We start from the raw sequence: 15,597 nt of genomic DNA on the forward strand, positions 1-15,597 counted from the left end.
AAAGCCTTATTTGCCAAGATTAAATTTTTGAATTAAAGCCGTTGCCGATATAGAATTAACTGGTTTACTAAAAAAATATCCTTGGGCAAAATCACAACCCATAATTTTTAATTTATCTAAATCTTTTTCTGTTTCTACTCCTTCGGCAATGACATTCCTTTCTAAATTATGGGCTAAACTAATAATAGTTTGGACTATTTTTTCACTCTCTTGAGAATCATTGATATTTTTGACAAAAGATTGATCAATTTTTATGGTATCAAAAGGTAAATCATGAAGATAACTTAAAGAGGAATAACCTGTGCCAAAATCATCTAAAGAAATAGTAATTTGATGTTCTTTAAATTTTAATAAAATTGCTTTTACTATATCCATTTGATTAATTAAAGAACTTTCTGTAATTTCAATTTTGACATTTTTCCCTTCTAATTGTGCTAAATTTATCGTAGTTAATAAATTTTGATACAAATTAACATCATTGAATTGAAATGATGAAACATTAATACTAATATTTTTTGGAGCAAAATCAGCAAAATCATTAAGCCATTGCTTCATTTGATTACAAGCCTGACGGAATATCCAACTACCTAACGGTAAAATTAAACCCGTTTCCTCTGTGCGTGGGATGAAGTGCGCTGGAGAGACAAAACCCCATTCAGGATGATGCCAACGAATTAAGGCTTCAAAGCTAATAATTTTATTACTTTTTATATCAATAATAGGCTGATAAAACAACTCAAATTCTGTTTGATTTTCTTGACTATCAAGATTATTTATTACTCTTCTTAATTCTCGATCCAATTCCATTGTTTTAGTAATTGCTTGATGCATTTCAGTAGTAAAAATAGCATAATTACCTTGTCCTTTTGTTTTCGCTTGATACATTGCCACATCACTATCCCTAATCATTTGCCCTACATTATCATAATTATTTTCATTAGTAGTAATACCGATACTAATATTACTGAATACAGTTTGATTATTAATAATAAATGGTTGTTTAAAACCTGCAATAATGTTTTTGGCAATGTCCACAGCTTCCGATAAATTACTAATTTTATCTAAACAAATTGCAAATTCATCTCCTCCTAGACGAACTGTTAAATAATTACTAAATTTCCTAAAACGCTCGGCAACTTTTTGCAATAAAATATCCCCTGTACTATGTCCTAAGCTATCATTAACTATTTTAAAGTTATCTAAATCAAGAAATAATAAAGCAAAAAATCTATTTTTGTTATCGTTTTTGATTAATTTATTCAAACGTTCAAATAACAGCGCCCGATTCCCTAAATCTGTTAATTCATCGTGGTAGGCTTGGTAGGCTAAATGTTGGTTTATTTGTTCTAATTCTTCAGTTCTTTCTTTAACTCTAGTTTCTAATTGTTTGTTTAATTCTTGTAACTGTAATTCTGAATTTTTTTGAGCTAAAATTCCTTGTTTTACCTGTTCATACATTTGAATAAAAGTTATGATAACATCTTGTAATTCATTATGATAAGGATAATTTAAAGAACTAAACTCAGGACATTCGGGAGAGGCATTACTTAAATATTTTCCTGCTTTAATTAAATCTTCTCTTAATCTTAAGATAGGATTAATAATATTAGGACCTAAAGCCATGAAAGTAGCAAGAGTAACGAAAATAGAAATAATAATAATTAAGATAGTAATTCTTAAGAAATAAAGCCATAATTCACGACCATGAGAAGATATATCGTAGTTAATAATTAACAAATATTCTTGATTATTAAAATTAATAATATATCCCAATTCATAAGAATCATTATACTTTTTTCGATATTGTATTTTCTCATCAATAATTTCATTCAAAAATGATTGACTAATATTTATTTCACCGAAGCCATTAACTCTATTTTGACTTTTTATTTCATAAATTCCAGCGCCCTTCACCCCATATTGATTATTAGTTTTAGCCATTAATAAATCAAGAATATCCATGGCAGAAAAAGAAGTGAAATTAACGGTAACTAATTGAATTTTAGTATCCGAAATTAATTCCACTTGATTTAATAATTCTTTTTCTTTATTTCTTAGGGAAGGAATTAAAATAATAATTTCAATAGCAATAATACTCAGAAAAATTAAAAATACTAATCTTCGAGATAGTTTAGCATTGCACACTATTAAAAAACGCTGAAATTTTTTTGATAAAAATGAGGGCGGTTGAGGTGATAAATTAGTCATAAGGTCTTTTCAGTTTGAATCATACGATAATAAGAAAACCAGCCACTAATCATCATCATAATAGAGAAAACTAATAAAAACCAAAAATGATTTTTAATGTCATTAAAACTATCTCCATTTGCCCACAACTGAATCATGGCTTCATTCATGTGAAATATAGGGTTAAATTGAGCAATTTTTAATAACCCATCAGGAAATAGAGAAGTAGGTAAAAAAGTTCCTCCAATAATTAACAATGGTACTCCAAAAGTAGCAACAATAGCATTAACATCTTCTGTTCTTTTTGCCAAATTTGTGCCTAAAATTAAGCCCACTCCTACATAACTAGCAATACTTAGAAAAAGAATAATTAGCCCTAAAAATACAGAGCCTTCGATAGTTTCTCCTAATAAAAATAAGGTAAAATAAACTAAAATTGTTTGCCCCATCCCCATAGAAAAGTGAGCCAAAAATATGCCTAAGAAATAAGAAACACCACTAAGAGGAGAAATAAATAAACGCTTGAGGGTTTTTTGTTCCCTTTCCGAAACTACTGTAGAAACGCTACCACCCAGACAACTAAAGAATAAAGCAGCGCCCGTCAAACTGGTAGGCGCGCTTAATTTAAAGGCTTCTGATAGTTCTAAATTTGCCCTTTCCGAGAGAATATAACCGTTGATAAATAGAATAGAAAGAGGAAAAATTGACCAAAAAATTAAACTCCTTTTGCGCTTAATTAATTCCGTTAAAATTCTCTGGCTGAGGGCGCTTGTTTCATAGTAATATTTACTAAAATTCATTTTTTTGATGTGAATTATTGTGACAGGTAAATATTAAGCTAATTTGCAATTAAATGTATTAGTGGAGATAGGCAAGAGGCAATCGGTAAGCATTTGAGTTATTTTCAACACCTTATAATATTACGTTCTGATAATTAGTTATAAATACATAATATCTTCATCCTACATCCCACCGTGTAATGAATTACACGGAACCAACGGAATTACGTTCAATAAATTGAACTAAGATTATTTTAATTAATTTATAAGTGATCGCGCAGCGGCAGCCTTCGGCTGATCAAACGAACTTGATATAAAATGGCAAGTTAAATGCGTCTTAGCTTATCAATTGTCCATTGTCAATTATCCTTTGCCCCTTCATCTAATTTTGAATAATGGGCGCAATAGTATCAATCACTTCCACACTACCATCAGCATTAACAGTCCAAACATCATAAACACCGATGACATCGCCATTATCATCAATATCCACATTACCACTAGCGCCCTGATAATTAATCTGCTCACCATTCTTGAGTAACTCCAGCGCTTGACAAGGATCACTTACAGGTGTACCTTCACCACCAGATACTAACTTAATATTATCCCTAATAGCTTCACCATTATTACTTCCAGCAGATTGCGCCGCTAACATCAATAATACCGTAGCATCCCAAGAATGAGGTACAAATGCACTCATTTCCGTACCAATTTTTTCTTGCCATAGCGCCCTCAGCATCTCCAGCGCCTCACCATCCGCGCCCGGAATTGTGCCTAAAGCGCCCTCCACAATAGAAGTACCATCAGTTTTTTTGCCCATTTGTTGACCAAAATCATCAGAATAAACCCCATCAGTCAACAACACCGTTACTCCATCCATTAACCCCTGCTTAAATGCAGATTGTAATAATAAACTACCGGTTTCCGCATAAACGATGGCGGCTACCCCATCAGGATTATTAGCAAAAGCTGAAGCCGCTTCCGTATCCAGAGTTGTCGCTTTAGGATCATAGCGCACGGGATTCGCTTCATTTAGGATCGTACCTCCTAAATCTTTAAAAGACTCCTGAAATTTCTGCTCGAATCCTACCCCATAATCATTATTAATCACTACCGTCGAAACATTTTGAAAACCTTTTTGTCTAGCGAGGGCAGCCAAAGCTGGGGCTTGATAACTGTCGGATGGGGCGGTGCGCGCCCAAAATCCATTAAATTCCCCATTCTGCGCCCTTTCCGTGAAAACGGGGCTAGTGCTACCCGGGGAAATCAACATCACTTTATTTCTTACCGCCACATCTAGCGCAGCCGTAGAAACACTACTAGCAAATGATCCTACCACCCCATGGACTCGATCCACTTCCGTTAATTTCGTCATGGCTTCACTACCTGCCACTGGATCGGTTTGGTCATCTTCTTTTATCAAGGTCACAGGATTACCATTAACACCGCCACAAGCGTTAACTGTATCTACCGCTAATTGCGCCGCTACAGGCATATTAGAACCCAAAGAAGCCAAATCTCCCGTAGTAGGAAACAGCGCCCCCAACCGCAAGGTATCATCACTGACGGGGGTTTCATTATTGCCAGTGTCTCCATTTTCGCTAGTTGTGCCAAATAAACCACAGCCCACGGTAAACCAGTTTAAACTAACCAAAAGTGTTAAAAATAGTTTTAATTTACGATTTTTCATAGGTAATTGTCATCAAAGTTAAGATTTAGTTAAAATTTTATAGCTAAACTTTCATTAATTAACAAATTTTTTCAAAAATCGGAGTTAAGAAAATAGATGGGTAAGTTTAAGTTTATTGGTGCAGATAGTGAATATTTAAAGGTTTGAGTCATAAGACAACGGTTAAGAATGAGCTTAAGCCCATTGACTTATTGTTTATATCTGATTCGTTGGCTCTTTTACCCACCTTAATCTTAAATGCTAATAATATTTTAAAATAGTCTTGGGAGTAATTTATCTCAAGGTGCATTATGAATATTATTTTTTCCCTTCGTGTTTGGCACAAAATACAATGTTTAACTCCTCAACAACGTAGTATTTTCCTCTCAAAAATTAGAAGAATTACCCATAAAACTCAATCAGCTCAACAAATCAAAAAAATAACTGTAGAAGGAAAAAAAACGGTTTTTAGAATAAGGTACAATCTCAATTATCGCATCATTGCCACATTAACCAATCGAGATCAATTAAAAATTGTTGATTTTATTCCTCACGATGGTTTAGATAGAAACACATATTATATTGATGGAATTGGTGAATATACCATCGAAGATATAGAAAGTTTAAACGAAGAAGAATTACAAGATACTATTAATCAACAACATCTTTGGCAAAATACTGAATTAAGTATGAATGAGAGTGATTTTAGTTACCAAGAAAATGATTTTTGCTCTTATATAATCAATCCTCAACATCAACAAGACCCCGATTTAATTTTATCAAAACAGCAATATCAAATTATTAATCAAAAGCCTAACTTGCCAATTTTATTAACAGGAAGTGCAGGAAGTGGTAAAACATCTATTGCTATTTATTCTGCCCTACGTCACGCTCATTTATATAAAAAAAATCAAGTTAACGCTAAGGTTTTATATATTACTTATAACTCTTCTTTAACTAGATATGCTCAAAGTATTATTGAACGTATTTACCCTGAAAAATTAGATAGTTTAATTAATATTGACTATTATCATTTTTGTAAGCAAATCAGTACAGAATATCAAATAAATATTGATAAATTTATTCCAGAAAATAAAATCAATATCACCCGCTTTATTAAGGAATTTTATCAAACTAGAATATCGAAAATAAATAATCTTAATCCTATTTCTTTTTGGCAAGAAATTAGACATTTATTAAAAGGTTCAATCATCCCCCAAGAAACAGAAAATAATTTGATTTCTTATGAAATATATCAAGCAAGACAATCTCAAAGCACTTTACCTTCTGATATAGATAGAGAAAAAGTTTACCAATTATTTACTCAATATCAAAAATGGTTAAATGATCATGAATATTGGGATGAGTTAGATTATACTCATTACTTATTAAAAGAAATTTCGCAGGAATATAAAGGTAAATATCAACAAATTTATTGTGATGAAATTCAAGATTTAACAGAAATAGAAATTCAATTAATCTTAAAATTTTTAATTGTCAATAGTTATGGTCATAGTTTACCACAATTTTTCTTAACAGGAGACCCAGCACAAACTATTAATCCTAGTGGTTTTAGTTGGGATAAAATTAAATCTCTTATTTGGCAAAATTATTGGAATTTACCCCAATGGGAAGAGATACAAGCAATTATAGAACCACAACAATTAACAATTAATTTTCGTTCAGTTAATGGTATCGTTAATTTAGGTTCAGCAATAGTTGATCTTATTCAAGAAAATTTAGATAAAAAAACAACTTTAATTCATCAAGAAACATGGTTACAATCAGATCATAAACCTTTAATTCTTTCTTCATCACCATTACCAACCTTTGAAGATAAAAAAACTTTCGGAACTAAAAATGCCATTATTGTTAGTGATGAGAGCGAAAAAGAAAAATTAGCTCCTTATTTTCCTCTCGATAGTGAAAGAATTTTAACTATTCAAGAAATTAAGGGATTAGAATTTGATGAAGTTTTAGTATGGAACTTTTTTGATAGTTTTCATAGCTGGACAAATCGTCAAAATGCACAAATTAATGAGTTAAATCGTTTTAAATATAATTGTTTATATGTTTGCATAACAAGAGCTAGAAATCGTCTATTTTTTTATGATGAAACTGCTGTCAATTTTTGGCAAAATGAATCGCTTAAAAATTTAGTTTCTCAAGGAGAAGTTTATACCTTAGAAACTTTATTTGCTTCTTATGAAAGTGAAAGAGAAATGAGAGAAGCTATTGAAGAATATATAAAACAAGGTACAACAAAAAGTTATAAAATTGCTTTACAAATTTTACAAAGAATTGGCGATCAACAAGGAGTTAATCGAGTTTATGCTTTATTAAATGAGGGGGAAGAAAAATGGGAATTAGCAGGAGATTATTGGGATAAAATTAATAGTTTTGATAATGCTTATCGTTGTTGGGGAGAAATTGATCCAAATCTGTGGCCAAAAAAATGGTCTTCTTTGTCTGCAGAAGATTGTGAGTTGAGGGCTAATTATTTTTGGAGTAAAAATGAATATGATTTAGCTGTTAATTTTTATCAAAAAGCTAATAATTTCAAACAAGAAATAGAATGTTTACTAAAAATGCAAAGCTATGAGTTAGCTGGGGATAAATTACTACAAAAAGGGCGGAAAAAAGATGCTAAAAAATGTTATCAATTAGCGGATGAAATATATTTGCCAAATGGTGATTTCTCTATATCTGTAGGGATGTGGTCGAAATTAGAGGAGTGGAATCGTGTTGCTTCTTTGTGGGAAAAACTCTCGGACTGGGAAAAGGCTGGGGAGTGTTGGTATAAGGCTGGTAATTGGGAATCTTCTGCTATTTGTTGGCAGAAAGTGCAAAATTGGCAAAAAGCGGAGGAATGTTGGCAGATTTTAGGTAAGTGGGATGAGGTTGCTATTTGTTGTCAGTATCAAAATAAGTGGGAGTTAGCTGGAGAAAACTGGTTAAAAAGTGGTCAAATATATCAATCCGCTTGTTGCTATCAAAGGGCAAATAATCTTGATAAGTCTTTGCAATTATGGACGCAGTTAGAATCTTGGCATAATGTTGCTGTTATCCTAGAACAACAAGAGAAATGGTCACAAGCCGCACAAATATGGGTAAATGTCAACCCTCTTGAACAAAAAGCCTTATGCCATGAAAAATCTCAAGACTGGGGAGAGGCTGAAATTTGTTGGCGATATTTGGAAAGATGGGACAAAGTGGCTTTTTGTTTGGAAAAACAGGAGAAATGGCGAGAGTTGGCGCAATTATGGCAGGATTTAGAGCAGTGGAAGAAGTCGGCTTTAGCGTGGTTGAGAGTTGGGGAGACGGAGAGGGGCGCTGTTTGTTATGAGAAAGGGGGGTATTGGCAAGAGGCTGAGTTTTGTTGGCGACACTTAAAAAAAGAGGAAAAGGTGGCTTTTTGCTTAGAAAAACAACAAAGATGGTGGCAATTAGCTGAATTATGGCAGGATTTAGAGCAGTGGAAGAAGTCAGCAGTAGCGTGGTTGAGAGTTGGGGAGACGGAGAGGGGCGCTGTTTGTTATGAAAATTGTCAAGAATGGCAAAATGCTGAGATTTGTTGGCAACAGTTAGAAAGATGGGATAGGGTAGCTTTTTGTTTGGAAAAGCAAAATAGATCATAACCTCAGTTCGATGTAACAATTTTTGCTATTTTTACCTTAGTATCTTCGTAGTTGCTTTACCGTGTAATGAATTATACGCCTACTGGTAGTTCGTTCAATAAATTGAACTAAAATATTGCTAATTTGTAAGTGATCGCGCAGCGGCAGCCTTCGGCTGATCAAGCGAACTTGATATAATTCATAGTTCATTGCTCACTGCAACCATTTTTCAGTAACCCCTAATTAGTGTTTTGCATCATGCTATACAATGAAAAAGACGTTAAGGGTTCGTACGATTATGAGTAGCATTGCACAAATAAAAGACTTATCTTTGTCTTTGAATCATAGTTTATTAAAAGAAAAATTAATTAACCAAGAAAATATTTTAATAATACAAGACCTAGATGGCGTTTGTATGAAACTGGTTAAAAACCCCTTAGATCGGGTGATTAATTGGCAATATGTGCAATGTATTAAAAAGTTATCAGGTCATTTTTTTGTGTTAACAAATGGTGAGCATATCGGCAAAAGAGGAGTTAATAAAATTATCGAAAAATCAGCGCCCTCCACCGTAGAAAAAAAAGACTATTACTTACCCGGTTTAGCAGGGGGAGGTGTGCAATGGCAAGATAATTATGGTAATGTTTCTCATCCGGGAGTAACCACAAAAGAATTAGATTTTTTAGCCTCAATTCCTCATATTGCGAGGGAAAAACTTGAGCAATTTTGTCAGCAACATTGTCCATTTTTTACTGAAGCAGAAAAAGATCGTATTATTGACGCTGTAATCCTTGATAACTTTGTTTCTCCTACTATCAACTTAAATACTTTTTATGAAGCATTACAGGGTAAAAATGATCTTTATTTACAATTACAAAAAGATATGGAATCTTTAATGAATTTTTTATTAGACTCTGCCACTAAGCAAGGTTTAAATAATTCATTTTTTATTCATTATGCGCCTAATTTAGGTCGAGATGCAAATGGTTTAGAAATTGTGCGCCCTGCCACCGAAAATGATTCTGGTACTACTGATTTTCAGTTTATGGTGACGGGCGCTGTGAAAGAAGCTGGAGTTTTATTTATTCTCAATTATTACTATTTTTTACAAACGGGTAAATATCCTCTCGGTGATGATTTTAATGTGCGGAGGGCGCCTCATAATTTAGATGATTTATTAAATTTAATTATTGATAATTTTGATCCTAAATTTATGCCTTTTATTATGGGTGTGGGTGACACTGTTAATAGTTTAGTGATGGAAAACAATGGAAAAAAAGATGTTAAAAGGGGAGGCAGTGATCGTAATTTTTTACAATTAATTAACAATTTAGGCAATAAATTAAATATTGATTCGGCGGTGGTATATATTGACAGTTCACAAGGAGAAATTAAAAACCGTAAGCCGTTAAAATTAGCAGAAATTGAAGGGGAAATCAAGGTAATTTCTGGACCTAATGATGATCGAGATGCTGATGATTCTTTAACTTTAAATGTAGTTTTTCCTAACGGTTATCAGCAATATTGTAACTTTTTAATTGATGTTGCCAATCAAAAAGGGCAAAGTTAAAAGGGCAAAGGGGAGAAAAAATTTAGAATTGAGAATTAAGAAAACAATTACTTCTACATTCCTCTCATTATCCCTTGATTCTTTGGCGCAAAATTTCATAAAGACAAATAGCGGTAGCAACAGAGGCGTTTAAACTGGGGGTTTTTCCCGTCATGGGAATGGAAACGAGAAAATCGCAAGATTTCGCCACCGATTGACTAATACCTTTATCTTCAGCGCCCACCACCAAACCCAGCGCCCCTGTCATTTTAGTATGATGTAAGTAGTTATTAGTCTCCATGGTTGTGCCGTAAATCCAGAATCCAGCCTCTTGTAATTCCTTAATAGCTTGGTTCAAATTTACTACTCTAGCAATGGGAAAATGCTCCAGCGCCCCTACCGCCACTTTCATTACAGTGGAGTTAACACCCACCGCACGGCGCTGAGGAATAATTAAGCCTTGCATTCCCAAGGCTTCGGCGGTGCGGATAATTGCCCCTAAATTGTGAGGATCATTTATACCATCGGCAATAATAATTACGGGGTCATTTTTTGCCTGTTTTGCCTGACGAATTAAATCCGCTAATTCCAAGTATTCATAAGGCGCAACGGTTATAGCAATGCCTTGATGATTGGCAAAATTAGTCACCTGACTCAATCTTTTATTATCCACAACATCCAATACAGCGCCCTTCCCCTTGGCATCTTGTAATAATTCACTAAAACGCGCATCATGGAGAATTTTCGTGGTGGCATAAATACGGTTTAACGGGCGCTCATTTTTTAATACTTCCAACACTGGATAACACCCATATACCAAGTCTTGATTGATGTCTATTTCCTCTGTTTCTGGGGTGGAGGGCGCTGGTTTTTTTACGATGGGTTTATTAATTTTTGGTGTATTCTTCATCATTTCTGATCGTTAAAATATTTATTTTAACCTAATTTATTTGGTAACGGTGGAGGGCGCTTTTTAAGTAAGAAGTAAAAAGTAATAATGGAGAGGAAAAACCGTATAGATATTGATTTTAATTCCAAAACTCTTGTTGTAATTTAGTAGCAGTTTGAGATAATCTGCTTTTATGCAAAATTTTAATAAATTTTTGTTTAGAAATAGGAGGATTCTTTAACATTTTTATTTGTTCTTCAAGAGCATTAATAAATTTTTCTCTATTATTAATTAATAATTGTTCGAGAAAAATATCAGGATGTAAAGAAATTAGATTAAAATTATTTAACTCCTGCTTAGGAAAATCTTTGAGATTAAATGTGACGATTATATCTGCCTTTGATTTTATGGCAACAGCTACCACATGACGATCTTTTTCATCTGGTAAATTAATCTTCGGGATATAATTTTCATAGTTTTTGATGAGACAACCAACAACATTAGAATTCATTAAAAATCGAGTTTTTTCTAATTGTTGATTAGTCAAATCAGGGCGATTATTTAGCACCGCACGAATCCACTCATCATGAATTTGGTCACTCCATCTAGGACGAAATATTCTTTTCAATGCTAAGTGCATGAAAATATCTCGGAGTTGAGCAGGGAAAAGGACACAGGAATCAAGTACAGCCGTTACCTTGCGGTGATAAAAAATTTGCTCAATTTTATTCATAACCTAACTTTAATTCTTGGGCTTGTTGGGCTAATTCTGCAAGATTTTTTAGTCTTTGTTCATCAATTTTGTTTTTATAATTAATAACATCTTCTGCTCTTAATCTACGATGTTTTCCTACCTTTCGAAAAGGAATTGGTAATTCTCCTGATTCAAGTAAATCAATTAAATATTGACGACTAACTTCTAATATTTCTGATGCTTTTGTAGTTGAAATTTCTTGACTATTAGGAACTAAGATAAGAGAGTGACCTTGAGCAACTTCATAGAGTATTTGCTCCATAAAATTAAGTAAATCAACAGGTAAATTTACTGTTTCATTTTCTGCTATTTTTTCAATGTTAATCTTCAATTTATTAGCTAAAAAATTCTGAGCAACTTGCTTTATTTCTTCTGATGCGGTTAGTTTTATTGTCATGATATTTTTATAAGCAATTCTGTTCATTCCATCATCAGTATATCATAAATGCTATAAATGCTACAAATCACTTAAGTGCTTATTTCAAGGGAGAGGGCGCTGTTTTCAACATTGCCTTTCACCTCTCCACACTACTGCCAATCAAACCTAATTTCCAGCGCCCTCAAACAAGCCTAAACCGTTATGAATTCTACTCACCAGCGCCCCTGAGCGATCAATGACATCACCGCCGAGATATATTTGACTAGAACCACCACCATCTAAATTAAGCGCTGACATAGCACCTAAACGTTGTAAAATTTGAGCAAACTCCGTTAAACTAGGTCCAGCGCCCCCCACCCTTTGATGCACCGCTACTAATAATAAATTACCATCTCTGTCCACCGCCACACCACTACGAGAAGCGCGCTGTTGATTAAATGCCCGACTAAATTGCTCCCCTTCACCATCTAGCACTATTTGACTATTTTGTAATAAAACAGGACCAGCACCTAAAATATGGGGATAGTTGGCTAGATCAGCCGGATTAGTTTTTGTGCTAATAGTTAACCTATCATTAACTTGCAGACGATCTGCAAAAGAACGAGCGCTACGAAATACCAATAAATAACCATTAAGAGGTATAGTAATATTACGACTTCCAGCTTTACTTACTTCAATTCTTTCCCAAATGGTGTTATTTTCCACCACCATCACCACTTCATTATCACTTAAAGTAGTGTAACTACGTCCCCAACTGGGGGTATAACGAGCCACTCCGGCTTTAATATAGCCACTATTGACATAATTAGAGGTAAGACTCGTCCCTCGATTACTGGTGATAGTATCTTCATATTGTAAACGAGAGATTTTCACATTACCTCGATCATCCCATGCCATCACCCCACGGTTAAGTATAGGGGAACTGAGCCAATTTTGGCCAGTTTTGAGGGCGCCGAGGGGTAATTGATTATTACGGTTGAAAAAACCACCGTTAATGGCTAATAGCGCCCTCCGGGGTTGTGCGATATTTTTGAGGGGCGCTATGCCCATCATACCTGTATCATTACTGGTAATGGGGCGTAAATTCAAGTTACCATTGCGTAAATTAACTTTAATTGTTGATATAAAAAAGTTACTACTATTAATATTAAGGTATTTTTGTTCCCATAAAATATCCTCACTCCAACGAATAGTTTTGGGTGTTAAAGCATCAGGTTTTAAGCTAACAAATAAACGATTAGGGGGAGACGAATTAATTTTAATGTTACTACCTTGAGGTAAGTTAATTGTGACTAAAGTTTGTCCGTTATTTTCTGCCACTGTAAAAAGTGATTTTCCTTGTAACTTGTCTGCCTCTATTCCTAAACTACCCTCTCCTTCATCTTCTAATAAATTACTATCATTTAAAGGATTATTCGGTCGATTATTAATTGGTGTAATTAAACTAGGGTTGGCTTGGGCTTCTAAGGTAATAATTGCTTGTTCTTTGGTTTGACGAACTCGATAAAAAGTGTTATTACTTAATTCAATAATTAATCTTGTTTCTTGACCTGATTGACTTTCGGAAATTTGTTTAACTTCAGGATTAGGAAAATTAATCTTTAAAATATCATTTTCTACAGAAAAACTAATATTAGTATTATTAAGCAAATTACGAGTGTCTAAATAACGATAAGGATTGAGAAAAAGAACTGGTAAATTTACATAAGTATTAAACCATTGAATAGGTTGCTGGTTAACTTGAGTATTATTTAATAATTCTACCCCTAAAAAATTTTGTAATGCTACATCACTAATGCCAATATAGGTTTGATTTCCTTCTTGTAATTGTACCCAAGGCAAGTTAATTTCTCGATTATTAATTAAAGTTTTTTCTCCTTGTGTTAATACATTTAAAACCTCTTGACGGGCGCTGATCGGTTTAATAATTTCTCCGGTGCTAATATTAAAATTATTAATAGTGCTAAAAATTGATGTCAAAGAAGTAATTAAGAGAAGTTTTGTTAAATTAAGAGTAGTTTTTTTCATATTAAAAATAAGGAAAAAGTCTGAGAGTTAAAAAAGTTTATATTTACTGGATATATACCATTAAATTTATTAAGCTAGTGTATTCAAACCTTAGTTTTTTGTTAACTAAAATCTGATTTTTTCTTTCAATCAGACTTTTCAAACAGATTCTTAGTTCCGGCGAAAGCCTATGGGAGTTATCCCCGTGATTTTTCTAAATTGTCTAGTAAAATGACTATGACTATCAAAACCACATTCCAAAGCAATCTCAAGCAAAGACTGGTTGGTGTGTTTTAATCGCTCTTTTGCGCGCTCCAAAGTACCCCTCATTCAATATCGATTAGCCTATTTTATAGTACCTATTTTTGTAGTTTAGAAAAATGTTTTAAGAGCAAAATTACGGTACTTAAAATATCAAATTTCTGTGCCACTAAAGCAAATCCAGAGAACATTAACTTATACTTTGTCCATATCATGTGCTATGAATTATAAGTCAATTTTTTCTAATTTTCTTACCTCTAATTTATTAATATCTACTTCTAAAACTAGAACTATTATAAGGAACATAACTAACTGTTTTACTTTTCTTTAATTTGAATATTATTCTTTCAGACATTCATTTAAAAAATTGACTCTTGACGATACAAAGATACTAGGATAGTTGATTATTCTGGGTCTGTATTTTGCTCTTAATGGCATAAGATGTAAACAATCTTTCAATAACTGTTGATTGTTTGAAAATAACCAATCCTTTGCTTCTATTAACATAGGATTCATGTGTACATATTTATAATTATAATTTGCAGATTTTAACTCGATTTGATTACAGAAATTAATTTTCTTCAATATCATTTCTTCATCAATATTAGAGTTAATATTTTTTTTGCTATTAACTTTAAGCATTTTTTCTATGTCATTTATAGAAGAATAATTATGTTTATACCTTTTACAAGGAGTTATTAGTACAGCAATTTTAGGAGTAATAGCAGAAAATATTATAGACTTTGGATTTAATATATTGGTACGAGTATGCTGATCACCATCCATTGCAATAATAGGATTATCTGAAGCAATAAAAATTGGTATTGGACTAAAAACTATAAAAATTTTTTTTTCACAAAATGAAAGAAAAGTTCTTCCAACCATTAATCCCATTTCTCTTAAATGGTGTGCTTTAGTCATTATTTTTAACTCTTTTTCATCTATAGACTTTTTTTCTAAACTTAGCTGAAATCGAAAAAAACAATCAATTTCCATACGTCTAGCTTCGACTCTCCAAAAAAAGTTTGCAATTGATTGTTTGAGTTTAAAAGACAGTTCATTATTTTCAAAAGTTCTAAAGTTATAAAATAAATTATTTTGATTTTGAGCAACTAAGTTTTTTATTTCTTCTACTATTACAGTCCATTCATTTTCATATTTTTGATTACTAACTTCTATTGTATCATCATATTTTTGTTGATCATTTTTCCTAAAAGAATAAAAATGCTTTTTAGTTAGCTTGTCTATCTTTTTTGGTTCAATTTTATATGGACATTTAGTAAGATTAATCGAAAAAATAGTTCTCTTTTCTCTCTTTTCTTGGGAATTACAAGAAAAATATCTAAGATACACACCTGGAACAATATGGTGATTTTTTATCGTCATATTTTCTTAATAAAAACTTAATTCAGTAATAATGAATAAAAAAAGATCAAACAAAGTAAAAACTCATTAGGGGTCGAGAAGTGAATCGCTTCACTCCCCTCCCATACAAAACCGTACATG

The 15,597-nt window shown here is 32.8% G+C and carries 11 protein-coding genes; 2 read left to right on the forward strand and 9 right to left on the reverse strand.

Features of this window, described 5'->3' with window-relative positions:
• Positions 1–6: 6 nt before the first annotated feature.
• The 3 genes from IGQ45_09990 to IGQ45_10000 form a co-directional block, all read right to left on the reverse strand.
• Positions 7–2,208, reverse strand: coding sequence for a bifunctional diguanylate cyclase/phosphodiesterase (locus IGQ45_09990; protein ID MBF2057528.1), 2,202 nt, complete (start codon positions 2,206–2,208; stop codon positions 7–9).
• Positions 2,205–2,987, reverse strand: coding sequence for an ABC transporter permease (locus tag IGQ45_09995; GenBank protein MBF2057529.1), 783 nt, complete (start codon positions 2,985–2,987; stop codon positions 2,205–2,207). The genes IGQ45_09990 and IGQ45_09995 overlap by 4 nt, the downstream gene beginning before the upstream one ends.
• A gap of 361 nt (positions 2,988–3,348) precedes the next feature.
• Positions 3,349–4,656 carry an ABC transporter substrate-binding protein gene (locus tag IGQ45_10000; GenBank protein ID MBF2057530.1) on the reverse strand — a complete coding sequence of 436 codons (1,308 nt, stop codon included), beginning with the start codon at positions 4,654–4,656 and terminating at the stop codon, positions 3,349–3,351.
• Positions 4,657–4,946: 290 nt separating this feature from the next.
• On the opposite strand from IGQ45_10000, the gene IGQ45_10005 reads away from it, so the two are divergent.
• Both IGQ45_10005 and stpA read left to right on the forward strand, forming a co-directional pair.
• A complete protein-coding gene (locus IGQ45_10005; GenBank protein ID MBF2057531.1) occupies positions 4,947–8,273 on the forward strand; it encodes an AAA family ATPase in 3,327 nt (1,108 codons plus the stop codon).
• A 277-nt stretch (positions 8,274–8,550) separates the two neighbouring features.
• Complete coding sequence (gene stpA / locus IGQ45_10010; GenBank protein MBF2057532.1) at positions 8,551–9,822, forward strand: glucosylglycerol 3-phosphatase; 1,272 nt, start codon at positions 8,551–8,553, stop codon at positions 9,820–9,822.
• Between the two features lie 67 nt (positions 9,823–9,889).
• Here the strand turns inward: stpA and rlmB are convergent, their stop codons facing one another.
• From rlmB to IGQ45_10040, 6 genes are all read right to left on the reverse strand, one after another.
• Positions 9,890–10,714, reverse strand: coding sequence for a 23S rRNA (guanosine(2251)-2'-O)-methyltransferase RlmB (rlmB, locus tag IGQ45_10015; protein MBF2057533.1), 825 nt, complete (start codon positions 10,712–10,714; stop codon positions 9,890–9,892).
• A gap of 115 nt (positions 10,715–10,829) precedes the next feature.
• Entirely contained in the window at positions 10,830–11,423 is a 594-nt protein-coding gene (locus tag IGQ45_10020; protein MBF2057534.1) for a PIN domain-containing protein, read from the reverse strand.
• Positions 11,416–11,868, reverse strand: coding sequence for a helix-turn-helix domain-containing protein (locus IGQ45_10025; GenBank protein MBF2057535.1), 453 nt, complete (start codon positions 11,866–11,868; stop codon positions 11,416–11,418). The genes IGQ45_10020 and IGQ45_10025 overlap by 8 nt, the downstream gene beginning before the upstream one ends.
• 120 nt (positions 11,869–11,988) lie before the next feature.
• Positions 11,989–13,851 carry a phosphodiester glycosidase family protein gene (locus IGQ45_10030; GenBank protein ID MBF2057536.1) on the reverse strand — a complete coding sequence of 621 codons (1,863 nt, stop codon included), beginning with the start codon at positions 13,849–13,851 and terminating at the stop codon, positions 11,989–11,991.
• A 150-nt stretch (positions 13,852–14,001) separates the two neighbouring features.
• Complete coding sequence (locus IGQ45_10035) at positions 14,002–14,160, reverse strand: helix-turn-helix domain-containing protein (protein ID MBF2057537.1); 159 nt, start codon at positions 14,158–14,160, stop codon at positions 14,002–14,004.
• 270 nt (positions 14,161–14,430) lie between these two features.
• The gene (locus tag IGQ45_10040; protein MBF2057538.1) at positions 14,431–15,477 is read right to left on the reverse strand and encodes a DUF4238 domain-containing protein; all 1,047 of its coding nucleotides are present in this window, start codon (positions 15,475–15,477) and stop codon (positions 14,431–14,433) included.
• Between the last annotated feature and the right edge of the window lie 120 nt (positions 15,478–15,597).

Source organism: Cyanobacterium sp. T60_A2020_053 (assembly GCA_015272165.1).
Taxonomy (GTDB): Bacteria; Cyanobacteriota; Cyanobacteriia; order Cyanobacteriales; family Cyanobacteriaceae; genus Cyanobacterium.

What these genes read in the sequence shown, in the direction of transcription:
- IGQ45_09990 (MBF2057528.1), bottom strand. Translation starts at nt 2,208, where the DNA reads ATGACTAATTTATCACCTCAACCGCCCTCATTTTTATCAAAAAAATTT.
- IGQ45_09995 (MBF2057529.1), bottom strand. Translation starts at nt 2,987, where the DNA reads ATGAATTTTAGTAAATATTACTATGAAACAAGCGCCCTCAGCCAGAGA.
- IGQ45_10000 (MBF2057530.1), bottom strand. Translation starts at nt 4,656, where the DNA reads ATGAAAAATCGTAAATTAAAACTATTTTTAACACTTTTGGTTAGTTTA.
- IGQ45_10005 (MBF2057531.1), top strand. Translation starts at nt 4,947, where the DNA reads ATGAATATTATTTTTTCCCTTCGTGTTTGGCACAAAATACAATGTTTA.
- stpA (MBF2057532.1), top strand. Translation starts at nt 8,551, where the DNA reads ATGAGTAGCATTGCACAAATAAAAGACTTATCTTTGTCTTTGAATCAT.
- rlmB (MBF2057533.1), bottom strand. Translation starts at nt 10,714, where the DNA reads ATGATGAAGAATACACCAAAAATTAATAAACCCATCGTAAAAAAACCA.
- IGQ45_10020 (MBF2057534.1), bottom strand. Translation starts at nt 11,423, where the DNA reads ATGAATAAAATTGAGCAAATTTTTTATCACCGCAAGGTAACGGCTGTA.
- IGQ45_10025 (MBF2057535.1), bottom strand. Translation starts at nt 11,868, where the DNA reads ATGAACAGAATTGCTTATAAAAATATCATGACAATAAAACTAACCGCA.
- IGQ45_10030 (MBF2057536.1), bottom strand. Translation starts at nt 13,851, where the DNA reads ATGAAAAAAACTACTCTTAATTTAACAAAACTTCTCTTAATTACTTCT.
- IGQ45_10035 (MBF2057537.1), bottom strand. Translation starts at nt 14,160, where the DNA reads ATGAGGGGTACTTTGGAGCGCGCAAAAGAGCGATTAAAACACACCAAC.
- IGQ45_10040 (MBF2057538.1), bottom strand. Translation starts at nt 15,477, where the DNA reads ATGACGATAAAAAATCACCATATTGTTCCAGGTGTGTATCTTAGATAT.